Origin of the sequence: Erwinia sp. E602 (assembly GCF_018141005.1) — a bacterium.
Taxonomy (GTDB): domain Bacteria; phylum Pseudomonadota; class Gammaproteobacteria; order Enterobacterales; family Enterobacteriaceae; genus Erwinia.
This window is the reverse complement of sequence record NZ_CP046582.1, coordinates 895,786-919,685: the sequence shown is the minus strand read 5'-3', so window position 1 is coordinate 919,685 and position 23,900 is coordinate 895,786. Positions and strand designations below refer to the sequence as shown.

The window sequence follows — 23,900 nt, the reverse complement described above, 5'->3', positions numbered from 1 at the left end:
CAGGGTTAGGAAGGACGCAATTCTAGATGATTAGCACACGGGTTAAGGTGCAAGTCATGCGTCTGCAAGTGGCCGGGAGAGTACCCGCAACCTGCGTCTGGAAAGGAGAAAAAAGAACTTAAAAAACTTAGCGACCTTAAAGGGCGGGCCACAGAAGCCCGCCCGCAAAGATTAACCGCGCCGCTTCTGCAGCTGATGCCAGCCCCATAGCAGGGCGATGGCCAGCGCAAACAGCGCGCCGAAACCTACGCCGGTGGCAACCGGTGGCGCACCGAGGCGGATCGCCAGCGAGTAGAGGCCAAGCATCAGCAGCATCGCCATATTCTCACCGAGGTTCTGCACCGCGATGGCGTTACCTGCTCCCACCGTCTCTTTGCCGCGCATCTGCAGCAGCGCATTAAGCGGTACCACGAAGAAGCCACCCAGCACGCCAATCACCACCAGCAGCAGGTAAGCGTTGATCGCCTGCTGCTGCAGGGCAAACGCCACTACCGCCACGCCGATCAGTACGCCGGCCGGCATGCAGCGCGCCACGGTTTTCAGCGTCACCAGCTTCGCCGCTGCGATCGCACCGATGACGATGCCGATCGCCACCATCGCGTTAAGCAGCGTCGGCGTTTTGTTATCGCTGATGCCCAGCGCCACCGGCACCCACAGCACCAGCAGGAAGCGCAGCGTCACCCCGGCGCCCCAGAACATGCTGGTGCCGACCAGCGAGAAACGGGTCTCCGGGTTGCGCCACAGCGTGCGGCAGGCGTTGAAGAAGCTGGCGGACATCGCCGCCGGCCGCCACGACTGCCCGCCGCGCGCCGCGGGCAGTTTCGGGATCAGCAGGTTGGCCGCCACCGCCAGCGCGTAGGCCAGCACGCAGGCCGCCAGCGCGCCGGTCAGGTTCCAGTCGGCGAGGAAGCCGCCGGCTACCGAACCGAGCAGGATCGCGGCGATGGTCGAAGACTCCATCAGGCCGTTGGCCTTAACCAGCGTTTCCCCGTCGGTCAGTTCACCGAGGATGCCGTACTTGGCAGGGGAATAGGCCGCCGCGCCGATGCCGACCAGGCTGTAGCCGAGGAAAGGATCAAAGCCGAAGCAGATCACCATCGCGCCCAGCAGCTTCAGGCCGTTGGCTGCCATCATCACCCGCCCTTTGGCAAAGCCGTCGGCAAACTGGCCGACGAACGGCGCGAGAATGATGTAGGTGGCGACAAACACCATCTGCAGCACCGGCTGGCTCCAGTCGGGATAGACCAGCTGCTTGAGCACCGCCAGCGCGGCAAACAGCAGCGCGTTATCACCAAACGCCGACAGGAACTGGGCGACGATCACCGCCATCATCCCCTTCGACAGCAGCGGCTTGCCGCCCGTCGCCAGGTTACTCATCGTTGCCCTCCGGCTTTTCTGCCATCTCACGCAGGGTGACAAAATCCGGTTTACCGCTGCCGAGCAGCGGCAGCTGTTTAATCACGCGGATATCGCGCGGCACCGCCAGCTCCGGGCTGCCCAGCTCACGCGCCGCCTGCAGCAGTTTATCGCGCGACAGTTCCGCATCGGTGGTAAACAGCACCAGCGCTTCACCACGGTTGCCGTCCGGGCGCTGGGTGGCCGCATGTTGTTTATCCGCCGAGGCCTTCAGCGCAATCTGCTCGACGTTCTCCAGAGAGACCATTTCGCCGGCGATTTTGGCAAAGCGCTTCACGCGGCCCAGAATCTGGCAGAAACCACCCTCGTCGAAGCTGACGATATCGCCGGTGTCGTACCAGCCCGCTTCCATCAGCCCTTCGCCGTTATCCGCCACCGGCGCTTCCAGCACGCCAGGGCGCTCAACGCGCAGATAGCCCTTCATAATGTTCGGGCCGCGCAGCTGCAGCAGGCCGCCGTTCTCGATACCCGGTACCGCTATCAGCCGTGAATCCATGCCCGGCAGAATACGCCCGACGGTTTGCGATTTCGCCGCCATCGGCACGTTGATCGCCACCACCGGCGCGCACTCGGTCACACCGTAACCCTCAAGAATACGGATGCCGTACTTCTCAAACCAGACGTCTTTGGTCGCCTGCTGCAGCTTCTCCGCCCCCGCCACCACGTAGCGCAGCCGGGCAAAGTCATACGGATGGGCGAAGCGGGCATAGTTAGCGAGGAAGGTCGAGGTGCCGAACAGCACGGTGCAGTTACGGTCATACACCAGCTCAGGTACGATGCGGTAGTGCAGCGGGCTGGGGTAGAGAAACACCTGCGCGCCGGTCATCAGCGGGGTGAACAGCCCGACGGTGAGGCCAAAAGCGTGGAACAGCGGCAGCGCCGACATAAAGCGGTCACGCGGCGTAAAGTCGGCCACGGTGCGGATCTGCTCAACGTTGGCCAGCAGGCTTTTATGTGAATGCACCACGCCCTTCGGGTGGCCTTCCGAGCCGGAGGTAAACAGCACCATCGCCGCATCTTCCGGCTGCTGCGGCACGGCGGCCAGCGACGGCAGCAGCAGGTGGCTGAGGATCCACAGCTTGTCGCCGGTGGTGACGGTGTCCTTCAAATCCTCAAGGAACACCCATTTGACGCCGGTAATGCCCTCCGGCAGATGCCACAGCTTGCCTTTGTCGAGGAACTGGCGCGAGGTGAAGACGGTTTTCACCTCAGAGGCGGTCAGCGCGCTGGTCAGCCCCTTCACCCCGGCGGTGTAGTTAAGCATCGCCGGCACGCGGCCGCGCATTGAGGCACCGAGAATGGCGGCCGCGGTCACCGTGGCGTTCGGCAGCAGCAGGCCGATAACTTCGCCCTGGTGAGTGTAACGTTCGAGGATACGCCCGACGCCAAGCGATTTTTTCAGCAGGCCGGTGTAGCTGTCGGGGGTGAAACTGACGTCCTCGATGCACGGCTTAAACAGCCCGTAGCGGGTGCGGGCAGAAAGAAACGCCTGATACAGCGTCTCACGCGGGCGCACCGCCATCCGCGCTTCCATCATGATGTGGTGCAGGTGCTCACCGGCCAGACGCCGGCGGTCGCGGGCTTTCGGCGCTTCCGGCATCGGGATGGTGGTTGATGGCAGCACGGTCAGGGTAATGCGCGGGAACAGGCGACGCTTAAATACCCCGGCCAGCCGGCCAAACGGGGTGAACTCCGCGCCTTCAATGCGCAGCGGTACCACGGCGGCCTGCGATTTGGCGGCAACGAAACCGGCACCGTCGTAGATCTTCATCAGCGACCCGGTGACGGTGATGCGCCCTTCCGGGAAGATCACCACCGGGCGGCCTTCATTAACCAGCCGTACCAGCTGCTTCAGCGACATCGGCCGCGTCGGATCCAGCGGCACCACGTCAATAAACTTGCCGACCCAGCGCATATACCACTGTTCGCTGATCGATGAGTAGACGGCAAACACCGGCTTCACCGGCAGAAACAGCGCCAGCAAAATGCCGTCGATAAACGACATATGGTTAGGGGTAATCAGCACCTTGCTCTTATACAGGCCGGAGAGATCGCCGGCCAGCCGGGTGCGAAACAGCACGCGAAACAGCGTGCGGAACAGAGTAAATAACATGCCAGCTCCTGAGCAGGTCACAAGTTGCTGTAACCATGCAGGATATAAAGACACAACTCAATCTGTAACAGAGAATTAATTTACCGCCAGCCGCCCCCCAGCGCCGCGATCAGCTGTACGCTGGTCACCCACTGCGTGCTCTGCAGCTGCAGCAGGCTCTGCTGCTGGCTGAGGCTGCTGTTTTCGGTCGTCGCCACATCGAGATAGTCGATCATTCCCGCCTGGTACTGGTTAAAGGTTACGCGCGCTGACTCCTGCGCCGACGCGGCCGCCTCCTGCTGCGCCTGCAGCTCATCCTGCAGGGTGTGCAGCTCCACCAGGTAATCCTCCACCTCCTGAAAGCCGCTCAGCACCGTCTGACGGTAGCTGGCAACGTCGGCGTCATAGGCGGCGCGCGCCTGATCGACCTTCGCCGAAGTGGCACCAAAGTCGAGCAGCGTGCCGCTCAGCGACGGCCCTAACGACCAGATGCGGTTCGGCAGCGAGAACAGGTTGCTGAACGAGGAGCCGCTGTAGCCGCCGCTGGCGCTGAGGGTCAGATCCGGGTAGTAACCGGCGATCGCCACGCCCACTGCGGCGTTGGCGGCGGCCACCGTGCGTTCCGCCTGGGCGATATCCGGCCTGCGCTGCAGCAGTGCGGACGGCAGCGCGGCCGGGATCGCCGGCAAAGTGGCGTTCAGCGGTGCCGCCGCCAGGCTGAATTCCGCCGGGGTTTTGCCGGTCAGCACCGCGATGGCGTGCTCCAGCTGGGCGCGCTGCCAGCTGAGATCCAGCGCCGAGGCGCGGGCGCTGGCCAGGGTGGTTTGCGCCTGCGCCAGGGTGGCCCGCGACTCGCTGCCCGCCCGGTATTTGTTATTAATTACCGTCAGATAGCGCTGATAGGCGGCAATGCTCTGCTGATACAGGGCAATGCGCTGGTCGAGAATACGCAGCTGGAAGTAGTCCTGCGCCAGCGTTGACTGGGCGCTGAGGGTGATATTGCCCAGTCCGGCGGCGCTGGCCTCTGCGCTGGCCTGGTTCTCTTCCAGCGTGCGGCGCAGTTTGCCCCAGATATCCAGCTCCCAGGAGGCCGAGAGCTGCGCCGAGTGGCTGTTGCTGACCCGCCCGCCGCTGGTCGCCCCGCTGCTGCTGGCCGCCGTGCCGCTGCGGGTTGAGCTGGCGGTAGCGCTGACCGTCGGCAGCAGATCGCGACTGGAGCCAGAGGCCAGCGCCAGCGCCTGGCGGTACTTCGCCTCATACTGCGCCACGTTCTGGTTGGAGATCTGCACCTGACGCAGCAGCGCATCCAGCGTCGGGTCACGATACACCGCCCACCAGTCGCCCTTCTGCTGCGCGTCCTGCGGCGTGGCCTGCTGCCAGCCGCGCGCTTCTTTATAGCGCAGCGCACCCGGTGCCGACGGCCGCTGGTAGTCCGGCCCGACGGCGCAGCCGCCGATCAGCAGTGCCAGCACTACGGGGGTAAGTTTATTCAGTTTCATCAGGCGTTCCTGGGGTGGCGCAGGCGCTGCCACTGGCGTTGCGTGGCGCGGCTGGCACGGTCGAGATAAAGGTAGACCACCGGGGTGGTAAACAGGGTCAGCAGCTGGCTCAGTGCCAGGCCGCCGGCAATCGCCAGCCCCAGCGGGCTGCGCAGGTCGGCATCGCCGCCGCTGCCCAGCGCCAGCGGCAGCGCGCCGAAGAAGGCGGCCAGCGTGGTCATCATAATCGGCCGGAAGCGCATCAGGCAGGCCTGAACGATCGCCTGCTGCGGCGTCATGCCCTGATTGCGTTCGGCGGCCAGCGCAAAGTCGATCATCATAATGGCGTTTTTCTTGACGATGCCGATCAGCAGCAGGATGCCGATCAGCGCAATCACCGTCAGCTGGGTGTCGGTCAGCAGCAGCAGCAGCAGCGCCCCGACCCCGGCCGACGGCAGCGTCGACAGAATGGTCAGCGGATGAATGTAGCTTTCATACAGCATCCCCAGCACGATATACACCGCCAGCAGCGCAGCGAGGATCAGCCACGGCATGGTGCTGGTCAGCCCGACAAACGCCTGCGCGGTGCCGGCAAAACCGGCCTGGATGCTGTCCGGCAGGCCAATTTTCGCCATCGCGGTGTTGATCGCCGCCTGCGCTTCTTCCAGTGACGCACCGTCCTGCAGGTTGAAGGCGATGGTGCTGGTGGCCGACTGCCCCTGATGGTTCACCGACAGCGGCGCGTTGCCGCCGCTGAAGCTGGCGAAAGCGGAAAGCGGGATGCGATCGCCGCTGTCGTTGAGCACGAACAGCTGCTGTAGCGCGGCAGGGTCACGGGTCCAGAGGTCGTTCAGCGACATCACCACGTGGTACTGATTCAGCGTTTTATACAGCGTGGCGATCTGCCGCTGGCTGAAGGCGTTATTCAGCAGCGTATCCAGCATACTGACGTTGACGCCCAGCCGGGTGGCGCGATCGCGGTCGATGGTGATCATCACCTCCTGACCGCCGGTTTCCGAGTCGGAGTCAACGCTGGTCAGCTGCGGGATCTGCTCCAGCGCCGCTTTCACCTTCGGCGTCCAGGTGCGCAGCGTGTTGAGGTCGTCGGCCTGCAGGCTGTACTGGTATGAGGCGTTGGCGCTGCGGCCGCCGATATGCAGATCCTGTGCCGCCATCAGGAACAGCTGCACGCCGGGGATATGCTGCGTTTTGCCGCTCAGGCGGTTGGCCACGGTACTGGCGTCATCGCGCTGCTTAAAATCCTTCAGATGGACGAAGAACATCGCGGTATTACGCGAGCCAAAGGCACCGCCGCCGATCGACGACATCACGCCGTCCACCGCCGGATCCTGCTGGATCAGCGCGGCAAAATGCTTCATCTTCGGCTCCATCGCCTGGAAGGAGACGTTCTGATCGGCGCGCAGCATGCCCATCAGCAGGCCGGTATCCTGGCTGGGGAAGAAGCCCTTCTGCACCACGCCGTAGAGGAACACGTTGAGTACGATGGTCAGCAGCAGGCTGAACAGGGTCAGGCGCTGGTGGCGCATCACCCACGCCAGCCCGACGCTGTAGCTTTCCAGCAGGCGGTTAAGGCCATTTTCAATCCACTGGTACAGCGGGTGCGGGCGCTTTGTGACCGCCGGCTTGCGCTTCAGCAGCCTTGAGCAGAGCATCGGCGTCAGGCTCAGCGACACCCCCATCGAAATCACCAGCGACACGCTGAGCGTGACGGCAAATTCGCGGAACAGGCGGCCAACGATGCTGCCCATCAGCAGGATCGGGATAAACACCGCGATCAGCGACAGGGTCATCGCCAGCACAGTAAAACTCACCTCCTGCGCCCCCTTAATCGCCGCCCGCACCGGGCTGAGCCCCTGTTCGATATAGCGGGTGATGTTTTCCAGCACCACGATGGCGTCGTCGACCACAAAGCCGGTGGCGATAATCAGCGCCATCAGCGACAGGTTATCGAGGCTGTAGTCGAGCAGGTACATCACCGCGCAGGTGCCGATTAACGATACCGGCAGCGCCAGCGCCGGTATCGCCATCGCCCGCAGGTCGCGCAGAAACACAAACACCACGCCGATCACCAGCAGCATGGCGATCAGCAGCGTCTCTTCGGTGTCGTACAGCGAGTCGCGCACGTTGGGCGAACGGTCCACCACCAGCGTCAGGCTGACGTCGGCGGGCAGATCCTGCTTAATCAGCGGCAGCTGCGCCTTAATATCGTCGATGGTCTGCAGCATATTGGCCCCCGCCTGGCGGGTGACGCCGATAGTGACCGACGGCGCACCGTTGTAGAAGCCGACGTTGTATTTATCCTCCACCGCGTCATACACCGTCGCCACGTCGCTGAGGCGCACCGCGCGGCCGTTCTGGTAGCTGACCACCAGATCGCGGTAGTTTTTTGCCTGCTCCTGCTGGCCGTTGCCGTCCACCATCCACGACTGCGTATCGCCCTGCAGCACGCCCTTCGGCAGGTTGCTGGTGCTGCTGGCGACCGCCGTCCGCACCGACTCCAGCGAGATGCCGTAGTGACTCAGCTGCTGCGGCTGCAGGTCAATGCGTACCGCCGGCAGCGAACTGCCGCGCAGCGACACTTCACCGACGCCGGCCACCTGGGCAATTTTCTGCTGAATTTTGCTGTTGGCGAGATCGTACAGTTCGGCGCCGGAACGGGTGGAGGAGGAGAGCGCCATCATCACGATCGGCGCGTCGGAGGGGTTAGCTTTTCGGTAAGTGGGCAGCGACGGCATGCTGCCCGGCAGCAGGCTGCGGGCGGCGTTGATCGCCGCCTGCACGTCGCGCGCCGCGCCGTTAATGTCGCGGTCCAGCGCAAACTGCAGGATGATATCGCTGGAGCCCTGCGAACTCTGCGAGGTCATTTCGGTAATGCCGGCGATCTCGCCCAGCGCGCGCTCCAGCGGCGTCGCCACCGTGGCGGCCATGGTTTCCGGGCTGGCACCCGGCAGGCTGGCGCTGACCATAATGGTCGGGAAGTCCACCTGCGGCAGCGGTGCCACCGGCAGCAGCCGGTAGCCAAGCGCGCCCAGCAGCAGCAGCGCCAGGGTCAGCAGCAGCGTGGCCACCGGGCGGAAGATAAACAGCCGGGTCAGGTTCATTCACGCCCCCGGGCCGCCGCCGCCCGCATCCAGCGTTTGCCGCGCTGCGCCAGGCCGTCGAACCACAGATAGATAACCGGCGTGGAGAACAGCGTCAGCACCTGGCTGACGATCAGGCCGCCTACAATCACCAGCCCCAGCGGCTGGCGCAGTTCGGCACCGGAGCCGGAGGCCAGCATCAGCGGCAGCGCGCCGAGCAGCGCCGCCAGGGTGGTCATCAGGATCGGCCGGAAGCGCAGCAGGCAGGCCTGGTGGATCGCCTCACGCGCGCTCAGCCCCTGCCTGTTTTCCGCCTCCAGCGCAAAGTCGATCATCATAATGGCGTTCTTTTTCACAATGCCGATCAGCAGGATCACGCCGATCAGCGCGATCAGGCTGAACCCGGTACCGGCCAGCAGCAGGGTCAGCAGCGCGCCGACCGCCGCCGAGGGCAGCGTGGAGAGAATGGTCACCGGGTGGATAAAGCTCTCATACAGAATGCCAAGCACCACGTACATGGTCAGCAGCGCGGCGAGGATCAGCCACAGCGTGTTGCCGGTGGCGCTCCGGAACGCTGACGCCTCCCCCTGATAGCGCAGAACGATCGACGACGGCTGCGCCAGTTGGCGGCTCACCTCGCTGATGGCCTGCTGCGCCTGCTCCAGCGAGGTGCCGTCGCTGAGGTTAAACGACACCGTCACCGCCGGGAACTGGTTAATGCGCGTATGCACCAGCGAACCGGTACGCAGGTGGACGGTGGCAATCGCGGTCAGCTTCACCATACCGCTGGTGCCGGAGGAAGAGGAGCTGCTGCTGCCTGATGAGCCTGAACCGCTGCTCGTGCTCGTGGTGCTGGTGCTGCCAGACGCACTGCTGCTGCCCGAGGTCGCCAGCCAGATATCGTCAAACGACGCCGGTGACTGCTGGAACTGCGGTGCCACCTCCAGCACCACGCGATACTGATTCGACTGGGTAAAGATGGTCGAGATCAGCCGCTGGCCAAAGGCGTTATACAGCGCGGTATCCACGTCCGAGGCGGTGATGCCGTAGCGCGCCGCCGCGTCACGGTTCAGCTCAACGTAGGCCACCTGCCCCTGCTCCTGCAGGTTGCTGACCACCGAACTGAACTCCGGCCGCGCGCGCAGCGCCGCCACCAGCGTCGGTGACCAGCTGACCAGGTTTTCACTGTCGGCATCATCAAGGCTGAACTGGTAGCGGTCCGGCGTGACCTGGTCGTTAACCGTCAGATCCTGCGCCGACTGCAGGTAAAGCTGAATGCCCGGCACCTGCGCGGTGGCCTGCTGCAGTTCGGCGATCACCGCATCGGCCCGCTTATCGCGTTCATCCAGCGGCTTGAGGTTAATCTGCAGACGGCCGCTGTTCAGGCTGGTGTTGCTGCCGTCGATGCCAACGGTGCTGGAGACGCTCGCCACCGCCGGATTGTTCCGCACGATCGCCGCCAGCTGCTGCTGTCTTTTCGACATCTCACCGAAGGAGACGTCCTGCGAGGCAATCGTTACCCCCTGGATCAGCCCGGTATCCTGCGCCGGGAAGAAGCCTTTCGGCACCGCCAGCCAGAGCAATCCGGTCAGCACCAGCGTGGCCAGCGCGACGCACAGCGTCAGCCGCTGGTGGTTAAGCACCAGGGTCAGCAGGCGGTCATAGCCGGCGATCAGCTTATCGAACAGCTCGCCGCCCTTGCGTGAGAAACGCGACTGCCGCTCCGGCGGGATATGCTGCAACAGGTATGCGCAGAGCATCGGCGTCAGGGTCAGCGAGATAAACATCGATACCAGGATCGCTACCGCGAGGGTGATGGCGAATTCGCGGAACAGCCGCCCGACCACGTCGCCCATAAACAGCAGCGGGATCAGCACCGCGATCAGCGAGAAGGTCAGCGAGATAATGGTAAAGCCGATCTGCTGCGAGCCCTTCAGCGCCGCCTGCATTGGGGTTTCGCCCTCCTCCAGCCGCCTTGAGATGTTCTCCACCACCACGATGGCATCGTCGATCACAAAGCCGGTGGCGATGGTCAGCGCCATCAGCGACAGGTTGTTCAGGCTGAAGCCGGCCAGGTACATCACGCCAAAGGTGCCGACCAGCGACAGCGGTACCGCAATGCTCGGGATCAGCGTGGCGGCAACGTTGCGCAGGAACAGGAAGGTGACCATCACCACCAGCGCAATCGACAGCATCAGCTCGAACTGCACGTCGCGGATTGAGGCGCGGATGGTCTGGGTGCGGTCGGAGAGAATGCTGACCTTCACGCCGTCCGGCAGCGCGGCCTGCAGCGTCGGCAGCTGTGCCCTGATGCTGTCGACCACCGAAATCACGTTGGCACCCGGCTGGCGCTGTACGCTGATGATAATCGCCGGGCTGTTGTTGGCCCACGCAGACTGATAAACGTTTTCCGCCGCCTGCTCAATCTGCGCGATATCGCGCAGGCGCAGCGCAGCGCCGTTTTTATACGTCAGGATCAGGCTGCCGTACTCGTCGGCGGTGCGCAGCTGGTCGTTGGCGTCGATGGTCACCGAATGGTACGTGCCGTCAAAGCCGCCCTTCGAGCCGTTGACGTTGCCGTTGCTGACCAGCGTGTTGACGTCGGCCAGCGTGAGGCCGTAGGCCGCCAGCGCCTTCGGGTCGACGCGTATGCGGATCGCCGGCTGATGGCCGCCGGCCAGCGTGACCATACCCACCCCGGCGATCTGCGCCAGCTTCAGCGCGATGCGGGTGTTAACCAGGTCCTGCACGCGGGTCAGCGGCAGCGTGTCTGAGGTGGCGGCGAGGGCGATCACCGCGCTGTCCGCCGGGTTGACCTTTTTATAGGTCGGCGGGCTGGGCAGGTCGGTCGGCAGCAGGCTGTCGGCGGCGTTGATCGCCGCCTGCACTTCCTGCTCAGCCACGTCCAGCGACAGGTCCAGCGAGAACCTGAGGCTTATTACCGACGAGCCGCCGGAGCTGCTGGAGCTCATCTGGCTTAAGCCGGACATCTGACCGAGCTGGCGCTCCAGCGGCGCGGTGACCGAGGAGGCCATCACGTCCGGGCTGGCCCCAGGATAGAGGGTGGTGACCTGAATGGTCGGGTAATCCACCTGCGGCAGCGCCGAGGTGGAGAGCAGCCGGTAAGCAAAAATACCGGAAATCAGGATGCCGGCCATCAGCAGGATGGTGGCTACCGGCCGGTTGATAAAGAGGCGTGACGGATTCATGGCGCGGTGCTGCTCTGGTCAGCCGTCTGCTGCTCCGACGTCACCCGTTCAACCCTGCTGCCGCTGCTCAGGCGGTCGATGCCTTCGGTCACCACCTGCTCCCCGTCCCTGACGCCGTCGAGGATCGCCTGCTTATCGCTGCCAAAGGCCGGGCCGGTTTTCACCGCGCGGCGGGTAACGGTGCTGTCCTGGCCGATCACCCAGACAAAGCTGCCGTCGCTGCTCAGCTGCAGCGCCTGGGCCGGTATTACCGTGGCCTGCTTCAGGGTGGCGGTCTGCAGACGCAGATTGACGAACTGATTCGGATAGAGCGCTTCGTCCTGATTGGCAAACAGCGCCTTCAGCGCAATGCTGCCGGTGCTGGTGTCGATCTGGTTGCTGATAAACTGCACCTGCCCCTGCGCCAGCTCGGTGTTGCCCTGCTGGTCAAAGGCGGTGGCGGCCAGGCTGCGATCGTTGTGCAGCGCCCTGATCAGGGTCGGGATATTACTCTGCGGCACGCTGAAGGTCACCGCCGCCGGCTGGGTCTGGGTGATGGTGACGATACCGGTGGTGTCAGAGCTGTGCACCATATTGCCGGCGTCCACCAGCCGCAGGCCAACGCGGCCGCTGACCGGCGCGGTGATGCGCGCATACTCAATATCCAGTTTTGCCGCCGCAATCTGCGCCTCGTCGGTTTTTACCGCGCCGCTGTACTGACCGACGGTCGCCACCTGGCTGTCCAGGTCCTGGCGCGCCAGTGAATCCTGAGCAAACAGCTTCTGATAACGCGTCAGCGTCAGCTGCGCGCTTTTCAGCAGCGCCTGGTTCTGCGCCAGCGAGCCCTGATACTGTGCCAGCGTGGCCTGGTAGCTGCGCGGGTCGATCTGCGCCAGCAGCTGCCCGGCGCTCACCTTCTGCCCCTCTTTAAACAGCACCTGGGTCAGCTGCCCGTCGACGCGGCTGGTCACCGTCACCGTGGCGTTCGGCACCACCGTTCCTAACGCGTTGAGGTACACCGGCACGTCGGCCAGCGTCACCCTGTCAGCGTGCACCGGGGTGGCCGCCCCGGCCATCATCATGCCGGGCGGACCGCCGTGACCGCCGGGGCCGCCCGGGCCACGCATCCCGCCGGGGCCGCCGTGTCCGGAAGGTGCCGACGGCCAGAAACGCCACACCAGGCACGCGATCGACAGCAGCAGAAGGAGAATGACAGCGATTTTACGCCGGGAGTGCGGCCGGGAGGTGGAGTTCAGGGTCATGAGGCTCTTGAGTTAAGGACAGCGTTCAGATAAAACGCGCCTGAAATGCAGACGCGATAAAAGAGTCGGGCGATAATCCATCGCGGTCAGGCCCGGGCTCAGCAGCCGCTGTGCAGGAACCGACCGGGAAGGAAGCGTCAGTGCCCGACTGCATCAGCGGTTGTTGATAGTCATTCCTATTATCGAACAGCGCGTTGTTTAAATTCTATGCGCAGAGCGTAAGGGTTGCGTAAGAAGTACAGGATCCATCCCGCCCGGTCAGGATTTCCAGCCGCCCCCCAGCGCCTTATACAGCGTGATCTGCTGATTCAGCTGCCCCAGCTGCGTGGTAATTCTCGCCTGCTGCGCGCCGTAGAGCGTGCGCTGGGCCACCAGCACGTTAAGGTAGTTGTCCACCCCTTCGCGGTAGCGCAGCGTCGCCAGGTCATAGTTTCGCTGGCTGGCTTTTTCGTCCAGCTGCCGCGCCTGCAGCTCGTCACGGTAGGTATCCTGCCCGGCCAGCGCATCGCTGACGTCCTTAAAAGCGCTCTGAATCGCCTTCTCATAGTCGGCAATCTCAATGCGCTTCTGCAGCTTCGCAATATCCAGATTTGCCGCGTTTACGCCGCCGTCGAATATCGGCAGATTGATGCCCGGGGCAAACGACCAGGCGCCGCTGCCGCCGGAGAGCAGGTGCCCGAGGCTGCCGGAGCTGGAGCCGCCGCTGGCGGTCAGGCTGATGCTCGGGAAGAAGGCCGCGCGCGCCGCGCCGATGCTGGCGTTGGCCGCCTTAAGCGTATGTTCTGCCGCGATAATATCCGGCCTGCGGGTCAGCAGATCGGACGGCAGCCCGGCCGGGGTGGCCGGGAAGCGCCACGCGTTATCCAGCCGCGCGTCGGCCAGCAGATTAGCCGGCAGGTCACTGCCCACCAGCAGCGCCAGCGCGTTCACGTCCTGACGCACCTGACGGGTGTAGCTGGCCACGTCGGCCTGCGCGGTGCGCACCGAGGTTTCGGCCTGCAGCAGATCCTGCTCGCTGGCCACGCCGCCGTTATAGCTGCGCTGGGTCAGGTTGTACGAATCCTGCTGGCTGTTCAGCGTGCTGCCGGCCAGCGCCAGCAGCTGGTTGTCTGAACAGAGCGACAGGTACGCCGAGGCCACTTCGGCAATCAGGCCGATCTGCGTGGCGCGCTCGCTGGCGGCGGTGGCCAGGTACTGCTCCAGCGTCCGGTCGCGCAGGCTGCGCAGACGGCCAAAGAAGTCCAGCTCCCACGAGGTAACGCCCAGGCTGGCGTCATACTGATGGTAGGTGACCGGGCCGCTGGACTGGGTGCTGTACAGCCCGCCCGGCAGATGGGTGCCAGTGCCGCCCGCGCTGAGGTTAACCGACGGCAGCAGTGCCGCACGGTCAATCTGTACCTGGGAACGCGCCACTTCAACGTTCAGCGCCGCCACCCGCAGGTCACGATTATTTGCCAGCGCGCTGGCAATCAGCTTATTCATCACCGGATCGGTGAAGAAGGTCTGCCAGCGGATATCGGCACCGTTGCCCTCGCCGCCGGCGCCGTACCGGTCATACTGGCCTGCTACCGGCAGCGCCGGGCGCTGGTAATCCGGCTGCATGGTGCAGCCGCTCAGCGCCAGCAGCAGCGCCAGCGGCAGCACTCCGAGAGAAAAAGCCTTATGCGTCATTCTGTTGGACCTCTGTTTTGATTTTCTTTTTTCCGGCAAAACGCTGCGCCACTACCACGTAAAACATCGGCACAAAGAAGATGGCGAGGAAGGTCGCGGTGATCATGCCGCCGACCACGGCGGTCCCGATCGAGTGCTGGCTGCCGGCCCCGGCGCCGTGGGAGATGGTCAGCGGCAGCACCCCGAGCACGAAGGCCATCGAGGTCATGATAATGGGCCGGATGCGCAGCTTCGCCGCCTCCAGCGCCGCTTCAACCAGTCCGCGTCCCTCTTTTTCATGCAGGTCTTTGGCAAACTCGACGATCAGAATGGCGTTCTTCGCCGCGAGCCCGACGGTGGTCAGCAGCCCCACCTGGAAGAACACGTCGTTTTCCAGCCCGCGCAGCAGCACGGCGAGAAGGGTGCCGAGCACCCCAAGCGGCACCACCAGCAGCACCGAGAAGGGAATCGACCAGCTCTCATACAGCGCGGCCAGGCACAGAAACACCATCAGAATCGACAGGGTATACAGCGCCGTAGTCTGTGAGCCGGACGACTGCTCCTCCCAGGAGAGGCCGTGCCACTGCACCTTAAAGCCCGCCGGCAGTCTGGCGGCAATCTCCTGCACCGCTTTCACCGCGTCGCCGCTGCTGTAACCGCTGGCCGGGGACCCCATAATCTCCACCGCCGAGACGCCGTTAAAGCGTTCATAGCGCGGCGAGCCGTACTGCCATTCACCGCTGCCAAAGGCGGAGAACGGTACCATGGTGCCGCTGGTGTTACGGAAGTACCATTTGCTGAGGTCTTCCGGCGTGACGCGTGAACCGGCGTTACCCTGCACATAGACCTTCTTGACGCGGCCGTGGTAGATAAACTGGTTCACGTAGCTGGAACCCCAGGCGGTGGAGAGTTCGTTGTCGATATCCTCCAGGCTGATGCCCAGCGCCCGCGCCCGTTCATCATCGATAATCAGGTGGTACTGCGGCTCATCCTCCATGCCGTTAGGACGGGTGGCGAACAGCCGTTTATCCTGTGCCGCCATGCTGAGGAACTGATTACGCGCCGCCATCAGCGCCGCATGCCCCTGGTTGCGGGTGTCCTGCAGGAAGAAGTCGAAGCCGGTGGCGTTACCCAGCTCCATCACCGCCGGCGGCACCAGCGCAAACACTCTGGCATCCTTCATGCTGGCGAAGTGGGCCATGGTGCGCGCGGCAATCTTCTGCACCGACTGGTCACTGTTGCGCTCCGCCCAGGGTTTGAGCAGCACAAAGGCCATCGCGCTGTTCTGGCCGCGCCCGGAAAAGCTGAATCCGTTAGGTTCAAATACGGAGGTTACCGCCGGTTCGTTCTTCGCCAGCCACTGCTGGATCTCATCCAGCACCTGCTGGGTACGCTCGGTGGAGGCGTTGGTTGGCAGCGTGACCTGCATCATCATCACCCCCTGATCCTCATCCGGCAGGAACGAGGTGGGCACCCGCGTGAACAGGTAGCCGGTAGCGAGGACGATCGCCAGGTAGATGACGAGGAACAGGCCACGGCGTGAGATCACCGTGCCCACGCCGCGGGTATAGTGCAGCGTGCCGGCGTCAAACCTGCGGTTGAACCAGCCCGCCAGCCCGGTGGTTTTCTGCTCGGCCGCGCTGGGTTTAAGCAGCGTGGCGCACAGCGCCGGGGTAAAGGTCAGCGCCATCAGCACCGACAGCACCATCGCCGACACGATGGTGATTGAGAACTGGCGATAGATAACCCCGGTGGAGCCGCTGAAGAAGGCCATCGGCAGCAGCACCGCCGACAGCACCAGCGCGATACCAAACAGCGCGCCCTGGATCTGCGCCATCGACTTGATGGTGGCGGCCTTCGGATCAAGATGTTCGTCGTGCATCACGCGCTCGACGTTCTCCACCACCACGATGGCATCATCCACCAGCAGGCCGATGGCCAGCACCATGCCGAACATGGTCAGGGTGTTGATGGTGTAACCGCAGGCGGACAGGATGCCGAAGGTGCCCAGCAGCACCACCGGCACCACCATGGTGGTGATCAGCGTGGCGCGCAGGTTCTGCAGGAATACCAGCATCACCAGGAACACCAGCGCAATCGCCTCAAACAGGGTTTTCACCACCTCCTCAATCGAGGCGCTGACCACCGGCGAGGTGTCATAAGGGAACTCTACTTTCACCCCGGCAGGCAGCGTGTCTTTCAGTCCTTCCACCGTGGCTTTCACCGCGTTCACCGCATCCAGCACGTTACCGCCGCTGGCCAGACGCAGCGCCATACCCGCTGAAGGCTTACCGTTCTGGGTCGCCGAGATGCTGTAATCCTGTGGGCCGAGATCCACGCTGGCCACGTCGCGCAGCCGCACCTGGGAACCGTCGGTATTGACCTTCAGCAGGATATTTTCAAACTGCGATATCTTCTGGAAACGGCTTTTCCCGACGATGGTGGCGCTGAACTTCGCCCCCTCAATGGTCGGCAGCCCGGCCAGTTTACCGCTGGAGACCTGCACGTTTTGCTGGGTGATGGCGGTGGTGACGTCACTGGGGATCAGCTGATACTTGTACAGCTTCGCCGGGTCCAGCCAGATGCGCATGCCGTATTCAGAGCCCAGTACGAAGAAGTCACCCACGCCGGGCGTGCGCGCAATCGGATCTTCCAGTCTGGAGACCAGCAGGTCGGCCAGGTCACCGTTACTCATCCTGCCGTCGGTCGACACCAGGCTGACCACCAGCATAAAGTTAGCCTGGTACTTGCGGACGTTAATCCCCTGCTGGGTGACTTCCGTCGGCAGCTGCGACTCGGCCAGCGACACCTTGTTCTGCACCTGCACCTGGGCGATATCGGGATCGGTGCCCTGATTAAAGGTGACGATAATGGTGGCGCTGCCGTCGCTGGCGCTTTGTGATTCGATATAGCGCAGATTATCAATGCCGTTCAGCTGCTGCTCAATCACCTGCACCACGGTATTCTGGGTGGTTTCCGCGCTGGCGCCCGGATAGGTGACCGCGATCGAAATGGCCGGTGGCGCAATGTTCGGATACTGATTAACCGGCAGCTGCAGGATCGCCAGCGCCCCCACCAGCATCACCACTATTGCGATTACCCAGGCAAAAATCGGGCGCTCTATGAAGAATTCAGACATCAGATTTCCTTACTGCGCGGAGGGATCGGCGGTGGTTAAGTTGGCCTGCGGCGTGGCTTTGATCTGATGCTCGCTGGGGTTTACCTGGCTGCCGACGTGCAGGTTTTGCAGGCCATCCACCACCACCCGGTCACCGGCCTTCAGCCCGCTCTCCACCAGCCATTTACCGTGCTGCATCTCACCGGTGGTTATCGTCTGCTGCGCGATGCGGTTATCAGCCTGCACCACGTAGACATAGGGCCGCCCTTTGTTGTCGTGCATGATCGCCTCCTGCGGGGCGAGGATCCCCTGCTCCGCTATCCCCTGCGGGAAGCTGGCGTGCACAAACATGCCGGGCAGCAGCAGACGTTTCGGGTTAGGAAAGCGCGCGCGCATGGTCACGCTGCCGGTACTTTCATCGACGGTGACTTCCGAAAATTCCAGCTGCCCCGGTTCGTCGTAGGCGGAACCATCTTCCAGCGTCAGTTTTACCGCCGCGGCGTTGTTACCCACCGCCTGCAACTTGCCGTCGGCCAGCGCGCGCCGCTGGCGCAGCAACGCCTGCGAGGATTCGCTGACGTCAACGTAGATCGGGTCCAGCTGCTGGATGGTGGTGAGGTAACTGCTCTGGCCGCTGGTCACCAGCGCCCCCTCGGTGGAGAGCGAGCGACCGATATGCCCGGTAATCGGCGCATAGACGTGGGTGTAGCTGAGGTTAACGCGGGCGCTTTCCAGATCGGCCTTCGCCTCTTTGGCACTGGCCGCCGCATCCTCGTAGGTTTGCTGGCTGACCGCATGCGCGGCGGCGAGCGGCTTGTAGCGGTTGGCCAGCGTCTGCGCATTACTCAGCGTGGCCTGCGCTTTATCGTACGCCGCCTGATACGTTGCCGGATCGATCAGATAGAGCGGATCGCCCGCTTTGACCTCACTGCCCTCTTTAAACAGACGCTTCAGAATAATGCCGCTGACCTGCGGACGGACCTCTGCGGTTCTGACCGCGGTGGTACGGCCGGGTAACTGGCTTAACAGGGTGACCGTTTCAGCGGACAGCGTGACCACCCCGACATCAACGGGCTTATTGCTGGCAACCGGGGCTGCCGTCTGGTCGCAGGCGGCCAGCAGCAGAGCCAGACTCGCGGCAGAGATCCTTAAGCGCATGGTGAATTCTCTTTTAGATGTGATTTGATTAATAATGTGAGTGATCATTCTCATTTAGGGACGTCATTATAGAGAACCTGTAATTCGAAGGTGTTAAGTTTCTGCTAAAGATAGTGTCGAAAGGCTACAAAATAGCGGCGGTACGTGCCGAACAGGCTGAGCTCCGACGGATGACCAGCGTAACCTGAACACGTTATTGCTGCTGAAAGGAGAAGGTAAGCGTATCGATCGCAATTGTGACGGTGTTTACCGGCTGAAAGAGATGCGGGGTGGCCGCTGCGGCGCCGCATAAATCACGGCGAGGCAGCGGCCAGGGGGTAACCGGCTTAGCCGTGGGTGTAGATGGCATCCGGTGGAATATTCATATGTTTCAGTACCGGCCCGATGATGTTACCAAACACCGGTGACGCCACCGATCCGCCAAAGTGATCGCCCGCGGTTGGGTGGTTAATCATAATCACCAGCGCCACCTGCGGATTACTGGCCGGGGCCACGCCGGCGGTATAGTTAATGTACCCCCCGTCGTATTTGCCGCTGTCACCCATTTTTTCGGCAGTGCCGGTCTTGATCGCCAGCCGGTAGCCGGGAACGGCGGCGCGCACGCCGCTGCCGCCGGGCAGGGCATCACTCTCCATCATATGCACCACTTCACGCACCGTCTGCTCGTCGGCCACCCGCTGGCCGAGCACCGGCGGGCTGACTTTGGTAATCGACAGCGGACGATAAATGCCAAATGAACCCAGCGTGGCGTACTCGCGGGCGATCTGCAGCGGCGTGACCCGCAGGCCGTAACCAAAGGAGAAGGTGGCACGCTCGATATCCGCCCAGCGCTGGCGATGCGCCGGGAAGTAGCCGACGCTTTCACCGGTCAGCCCCAGTCCGGTAGGTTTGCCCAGGCCAAACGACTGATAGGTGTCCACCAGCACCTGCGCCGGCATCGCCAGCGCGATATGCGACACGCCGATGTCGCTGGATTTTTGCAGAATGCCGGTCATGGTCAGCCGCGGCCAGTGACCAACGTCGCGGATCAGATGGCCGTTAACCCGGTAAGGCGTGGTGTCCAGCACCGAGTCCGGCCGCACCAGCTTGCGCGCCAGCCCCTCCATAACCACCAGCGGTTTTACCGTGGAACCGGGTTCATAGCTGTCGTTAATCGCCGCGTTGCGCATCTGGTTCGGCGCAACGTCGGCGAAGTTGTTCGGGTTGAAGGAGGGATAGGAGGCCATACCGAGGATTTCGCCGGTGTCGATCTTGATCAGCACCGCCGCACCGGAATCCGCCTTGTTCAGCAGTACCCCATCGCGCAGCTTGCTGTACATCGTAAACTGGTCGAACTTATCAATACTCAGCTGCACCGTTGGCGGCTGGCGCGGTGGCTCGTAGTCGATCATGGCGATGATGTTGCCACTGGCATCCTGACGATACTTCTCCACGCCTGGCGTCCCCTGCAGTAGCTTATCAAAGCCTTTTTCCAGCCCGGTCAGGCCGCTGTTATCCGCCCCGACGATCCCCAGCAGCGGCGCGGTGGCCTCGCTCATCGGGTAAAAACGGCTGTCGTCATAGCGGGTGCTGATACCGGCCAGATGCAGTTTGGCAATATCTTTGGCGATGCCCAGTTCAATCTTGCGCCCCAGATAAAGGAAGCGCCGCTGTGGGTTAGCGTTGATCTGAGCCGCCAGCTGCTCCGGCCGCTGCTCCAGCGCATTCGCCAGATACTGCCATTTGGCGTTGGTGAAATCCGGATGCGCCTCCAGCACCCGCTGCGGATCGGCAATAATATCGCGTGAAGGCACGCTCAGCGCCAGCGCTTCGCCGTTGCGATCCAGCAAGGTTCCCCGGTTGGTCGGCAGCGTCACCGTGCGCAGCGAACGTTCATCGGCCTGCTTTTCCAGCATGGGATGATTGATTAACTGCAGATCGGCCACCCGCGCCAGCAGGAAGACCAGGCAGGCCATCACCCCACAGCAAACCCAGCGAAAACGAACCGGGTTAAAGGTGGGAGCGGGCTGTGAACGCGTCGGCATTTTTTTTAGCGGGGGCATGTTTGTTCCATTGCAGATGCCTGATAAGTTTCTGGCATTTATACAAAAATCGCGTGAAGGATGACAGGGGAACAGTGTTTCAGATCGTGTTTATGGCGGGCAAAAAAAACCTGCGCATCTGCGCAGGTTGGTGAAAAAAAGCGATAATACTTTTGATGTTCACCCATCAATACCTCTGGGACTTGAACTGTAGCAATCTGCCGCATTCCGGCGCTATACGCGAATCGCAACAGTTAACCGCAAAGTGTAACCAGCTATGTGATTTGTAGGGCTTTTCGCAATCTTTTGCTCACCCTTCCTCACACCTGACAAAATTCTTCGTAGCGGCTTCCGGATTTGATTAAACGTGGTTTTCATCGGCGGAAAAGTGGGCAAATATCGACCTGTTCATTGTGTGAACAGGGGATTTATGACTCAATAGAGAGCGGGCTGAAGAAGCAAAGCGGCGGCCCGCCACCACCCAAAAAAGGGATGTCAGGCAATGGGTGCGGTTAAAGAAAAAACTGTCGCTTCTTTTCAACATCAACGATTGGGGCCGCAGGCCCGTAGCAGGGAGCAGCATATGGCTAATTTTGCCGAACAGTTTGGGCAGATGCAGCATGACATCGGGGTGATTAAAATCGATCAGGCGGTCATGATGACCCGCTCTGAACATTTTGCCACCCGGAGTGAGCTACATGAGGTAAAACTGGATGTTCAGGTACTGAAAACTGATGTTCATCATTTAAAACAAGACGTGAAGGAGCTTAAAGAGGATGTGCGCGTTCTGAAAGTGGATGTTCTGGAGTTAAAAGTGGATGTTCTGGCGCTTAAAACCGATATGAAGCAGGTAAAAACCGAGCTGCATGAGTTCAAAGGCACCTTCGATCTGTTCAGAACCGAGGTGGGCAAAGCCTTCGCCGACGCAGAGATCCGCACCAACGATCGCTTTGACGCCCTGAATAGCCGCATCACCTGGACGCTGCTCGCGCCGGCCATCCTTGGCATCATGGCCTGGTTTGCCAAAACCGCCCTGCTGGCGGCCTGATTCGGGCACATTTCCCCCATCCGGCCATCCGCAGGACACCTGGTGTGGGTTACAGACCGCCTTCCGCCTTTTTAATTTCGACCAGACAGCTCATCGCGTTCGGCCCCTGCGTCAGCGATGAAGTACCGATATCCAGCGTTAATACGTTCGGATTACCGGCACGGTCATAGGGCTGCCACGCTTTACCAAAGCCGGGATCGAACCAGGCGCCGGTGGCAATCAGCACCACGCTCTGGCTGACGCCGTCGGTGATGCGAACGCCGGCCTGCATACGTCCGCGATCGTTACTGACCTCAATCACCTCACCGTCAACAATTCCGCGGGCGGCAGCATCCAGCGGATGCATCCACAGCGTTTCACGTCCGGCGGTTTTATTGGCCTGCACCGACGGCGTAGCGTCCATCTGGCTGTGCAGGCGATCGGCAGGCTGGATCGAAATCATATGCAGCGGGAAGCGCTGGCTGGCGTCGGCCCCCAGCCATTCACGCGGCGGCTGCCACTGCGGGTGCGGCGCAAAATCCTCCAGCTGATAGCCGGCGATGGTGTCACTGTAGAGCTCAATCCTGCCGCTGGCGGTCTTGATCGGATGGGCCACCGGATCATGGCGGAACTCCTGCATAAACACCCAGTCTTTCTCCGACGGCGGGATCTCCACGTGCCCCTGCTGCCAGAAGGTGTCAAAGTCCGGGAAGTCGATGCCCTTGCCGCGGTGCGCCAGCGCGCACTGCTGGTAGAGGTGTTGGATCCACCCCATTTCGCTGCGGTTTTCGGTGAAGGTCTCCCGGTAGCCGAGGCGCTCGGCCAGATCGGCGAAAATATCAAAGTCGTGACGCGCCTGATGCTGCGGCTTAATCGCCTGATGCATCGCCAGCACAAAGCGGTCCTTTGACGAGCCGCCAATATCGTTACGTTCCAGCGTCGTCGTCACCGGCAGCACGATATCCGCCATCTGTGCCGCCGGCGTCCAGACGATATCCTGCACGATCACCGTGTCCGGCCGCTGCCAGCCCTCTACCAGACGGTTGAGCTGCTGATGATGGTGGAACGGGTTGCCGCCCGCCCAGTGCACCAGGTGGATCTCCGGATAGGTGTGCGTTTCGCCCTGGAAGGTGTAGGGCGTGCCCGGATGCAGCAGCATATCGGCAATGCGCGCCACCGGGATCGCCTGGCTGGCGATCGGGTTCACCCCGGTTGACATCAGCGGTGAAGGCCCTTCAGTACGCGGATTGCCGACGCTGTTCATCGAGCCGTGACCAAACGAGAACCCGCCGCCGGGCAGGCCGGGCTGACCGAGCATCGAGGAGAGCGCGATCATCATCCAGTACGGCTGTTCGCCGCGATGGGCGCGCTGAACCGAATAGGAGCAGGTGATAAAGCTGCGCTGGCCGCACAGCTGCTGCGCCAGCAGGCTGATGCGGGCAGCAGGAATGCCGGTGATCTCACTGGCCCACTGCGGCGTTTTCGGCTGGCCATCGCTTTCACCCAGCAGATAGGCGCGCAGCTGCGGCCAGCCGACGCAGTGCGACTGCAGGAAGCCGCTGTCCACCGCTCCCCGCCGTTCAATCTCAAAGCCCAGCGCCAGCATCAGCGCCACGTCGGTGTTAGGCCGGATCGGGATCCACTCGGCGTTAACAAACTCCGGACAGTCGTCGCGCATCGGGCTGATATTAACCACCGGTGTGCCTTTGGCGGCCAGCTGCAGCAGCGCCGGCTTCAGGCTGTGCTCCGCCGCACCGCCGGAGGCCACCTGGCCGTTTTTCAGCGCCAGCCCGCCAAAGGCGATAAAAATATCGCAGTGCTGCACCACGCTCGGCCAGTCGGTGACCCGGCCGGTGAGCGGCGCAAAGGTGCCGATGACGTAAGGCAGGAAGAACTGCGCGGCGCCCCAGCTGTAGTTGCCCTGCTGGTCGATGGCGCCGCCGCCCTGGTTGTAGAAGCGCCGTACCAGGGTTCGCGCGTGGTGCACCCTTCCCGCCGATGACCAGCCGTAAGAGCCGTCAAAAATACCGCTCGCGCCGTAGCGATCGCGCACCCGGCGGTTTTCATCGGCCACCAGGTCCAGCGCGGTTTCCCAGTCTACCGCGACAAAATCTTCCCGCCCGCGCAGCGAACGATCGCTGTTCTCACGCGCCCTGAGCCATGACCGGCGCACCATCGGCTGACGGATGCGTTTGTCGGAATAGACCAGTTCCGGAATGCTTTTCAGCATCGGCGACGGATCCCGATCGGCGAAAAACGGCTCGCAGCGCAGCAGCCTGCCCTGCTCTGTTACGGCGGTAAACGCGCCCCAGTGGGCAAGATGCGGGAATTTTTTAACGGTCATTGACGGGATCCGGCTGCGTGATGATTTCTGGAAAGGGAGAATAGC

At 62.6% G+C, this 23,900-nt stretch carries 12 protein-coding genes; 1 reads left to right on the top strand and 11 read right to left on the bottom strand.

Going from position 1 to position 23,900, the window contains the following annotated elements:
- Nucleotides 1-171: 171 nt before the first annotated feature.
- From lplT to GKQ23_RS05510, 10 genes are all read right to left on the bottom strand, one after another.
- On the bottom strand, nucleotides 172-1,377 hold the full coding sequence (gene lplT, locus GKQ23_RS05555; RefSeq protein ID WP_212409985.1) for a lysophospholipid transporter LplT: 1,206 nt from the start codon (nucleotides 1,375-1,377) through the stop codon (nucleotides 172-174).
- Nucleotides 1,370-3,529 (bottom strand): bifunctional acyl-ACP--phospholipid O-acyltransferase/long-chain-fatty-acid--ACP ligase, encoded by a 2,160-nt coding sequence (gene aas, locus GKQ23_RS05550; RefSeq protein ID WP_212409984.1) that lies wholly within the window; start codon nucleotides 3,527-3,529, stop codon nucleotides 1,370-1,372. The genes lplT and aas overlap by 8 nt, the downstream gene beginning before the upstream one ends.
- An 80-nt stretch (nucleotides 3,530-3,609) precedes the next feature.
- Nucleotides 3,610-5,007 (bottom strand): efflux transporter outer membrane subunit, encoded by a 1,398-nt coding sequence (locus GKQ23_RS05545; RefSeq protein WP_212409983.1) that lies wholly within the window; start codon nucleotides 5,005-5,007, stop codon nucleotides 3,610-3,612.
- A complete protein-coding gene (locus GKQ23_RS05540; RefSeq protein WP_212409982.1) occupies nucleotides 5,007-8,108 on the bottom strand; it encodes an efflux RND transporter permease subunit in 3,102 nt (1,033 codons plus the stop codon). Before GKQ23_RS05540 ends, GKQ23_RS05545 begins: the two co-directional genes overlap by 1 nt.
- On the bottom strand, nucleotides 8,105-11,296 hold the full coding sequence (locus tag GKQ23_RS05535; RefSeq protein ID WP_212409981.1) for an efflux RND transporter permease subunit: 3,192 nt from the start codon (nucleotides 11,294-11,296) through the stop codon (nucleotides 8,105-8,107). The genes GKQ23_RS05540 and GKQ23_RS05535 overlap by 4 nt, the downstream gene beginning before the upstream one ends.
- Nucleotides 11,293-12,537 (bottom strand): MdtA/MuxA family multidrug efflux RND transporter periplasmic adaptor subunit, encoded by a 1,245-nt coding sequence (locus tag GKQ23_RS05530; protein ID WP_212409980.1) that lies wholly within the window; start codon nucleotides 12,535-12,537, stop codon nucleotides 11,293-11,295. Before GKQ23_RS05530 ends, GKQ23_RS05535 begins: the two co-directional genes overlap by 4 nt.
- A gap of 258 nt (nucleotides 12,538-12,795) precedes the next feature.
- On the bottom strand, nucleotides 12,796-14,208 hold the full coding sequence (locus GKQ23_RS05525; protein WP_212409979.1) for an efflux transporter outer membrane subunit: 1,413 nt from the start codon (nucleotides 14,206-14,208) through the stop codon (nucleotides 12,796-12,798).
- On the bottom strand, nucleotides 14,198-17,326 hold the full coding sequence (locus tag GKQ23_RS05520) for an efflux RND transporter permease subunit (protein WP_212409978.1): 3,129 nt from the start codon (nucleotides 17,324-17,326) through the stop codon (nucleotides 14,198-14,200). Before GKQ23_RS05520 ends, GKQ23_RS05525 begins: the two co-directional genes overlap by 11 nt.
- A 9-nt stretch (nucleotides 17,327-17,335) precedes the next feature.
- Nucleotides 17,336-18,463, bottom strand: coding sequence for an efflux RND transporter periplasmic adaptor subunit (locus GKQ23_RS05515; protein ID WP_212409977.1), 1,128 nt, complete (start codon nucleotides 18,461-18,463; stop codon nucleotides 17,336-17,338).
- A gap of 326 nt (nucleotides 18,464-18,789) precedes the next feature.
- The gene (locus tag GKQ23_RS05510) at nucleotides 18,790-20,505 is read right to left on the bottom strand and encodes a penicillin-binding transpeptidase domain-containing protein (RefSeq protein WP_056231972.1); all 1,716 of its coding nucleotides are present in this window, start codon (nucleotides 20,503-20,505) and stop codon (nucleotides 18,790-18,792) included.
- Nucleotides 20,506-20,986: 481 nt separating this feature from the next.
- On the opposite strand from GKQ23_RS05510, the gene GKQ23_RS05505 reads away from it, so the two are divergent.
- Nucleotides 20,987-21,532, top strand: coding sequence for a hypothetical protein (locus GKQ23_RS05505; protein ID WP_212409976.1), 546 nt, complete (start codon nucleotides 20,987-20,989; stop codon nucleotides 21,530-21,532).
- Between the two features lie 49 nt (nucleotides 21,533-21,581).
- Here the strand turns inward: GKQ23_RS05505 and GKQ23_RS05500 are convergent, their stop codons facing one another.
- Nucleotides 21,582-23,855, bottom strand: a complete 2,274-nt coding sequence (locus GKQ23_RS05500; RefSeq protein ID WP_212409975.1) for a molybdopterin guanine dinucleotide-containing S/N-oxide reductase — start codon at nucleotides 23,853-23,855, stop codon at nucleotides 21,582-21,584.
- Nucleotides 23,856-23,900: the final 45 nt, after the last annotated feature.

Coding starts and splice junctions, on each gene's coding strand:
- GKQ23_RS05510 (WP_056231972.1), bottom strand. CDS start 20,505: ATGCCCCCGCTAAAAAAAATGCCGACGCGTTCACAGCCCGCTCCCACC.
- GKQ23_RS05525 (WP_212409979.1), bottom strand. CDS start 14,208: ATGACGCATAAGGCTTTTTCTCTCGGAGTGCTGCCGCTGGCGCTGCTG.
- GKQ23_RS05545 (WP_212409983.1), bottom strand. CDS start 5,007: ATGAAACTGAATAAACTTACCCCCGTAGTGCTGGCACTGCTGATCGGC.
- GKQ23_RS05530 (WP_212409980.1), bottom strand. CDS start 12,537: ATGACCCTGAACTCCACCTCCCGGCCGCACTCCCGGCGTAAAATCGCT.
- GKQ23_RS05520 (WP_212409978.1), bottom strand. CDS start 17,326: ATGTCTGAATTCTTCATAGAGCGCCCGATTTTTGCCTGGGTAATCGCA.
- GKQ23_RS05515 (WP_212409977.1), bottom strand. CDS start 18,463: ATGCGCTTAAGGATCTCTGCCGCGAGTCTGGCTCTGCTGCTGGCCGCC.
- GKQ23_RS05500 (WP_212409975.1), bottom strand. CDS start 23,855: ATGACCGTTAAAAAATTCCCGCATCTTGCCCACTGGGGCGCGTTTACC.
- lplT (WP_212409985.1), bottom strand. CDS start 1,377: ATGAGTAACCTGGCGACGGGCGGCAAGCCGCTGCTGTCGAAGGGGATG.
- GKQ23_RS05535 (WP_212409981.1), bottom strand. CDS start 11,296: ATGAATCCGTCACGCCTCTTTATCAACCGGCCGGTAGCCACCATCCTG.
- GKQ23_RS05540 (WP_212409982.1), bottom strand. CDS start 8,108: ATGAACCTGACCCGGCTGTTTATCTTCCGCCCGGTGGCCACGCTGCTG.
- GKQ23_RS05505 (WP_212409976.1), top strand. CDS start 20,987: ATGGGTGCGGTTAAAGAAAAAACTGTCGCTTCTTTTCAACATCAACGA.
- aas (WP_212409984.1), bottom strand. CDS start 3,529: ATGTTATTTACTCTGTTCCGCACGCTGTTTCGCGTGCTGTTTCGCACC.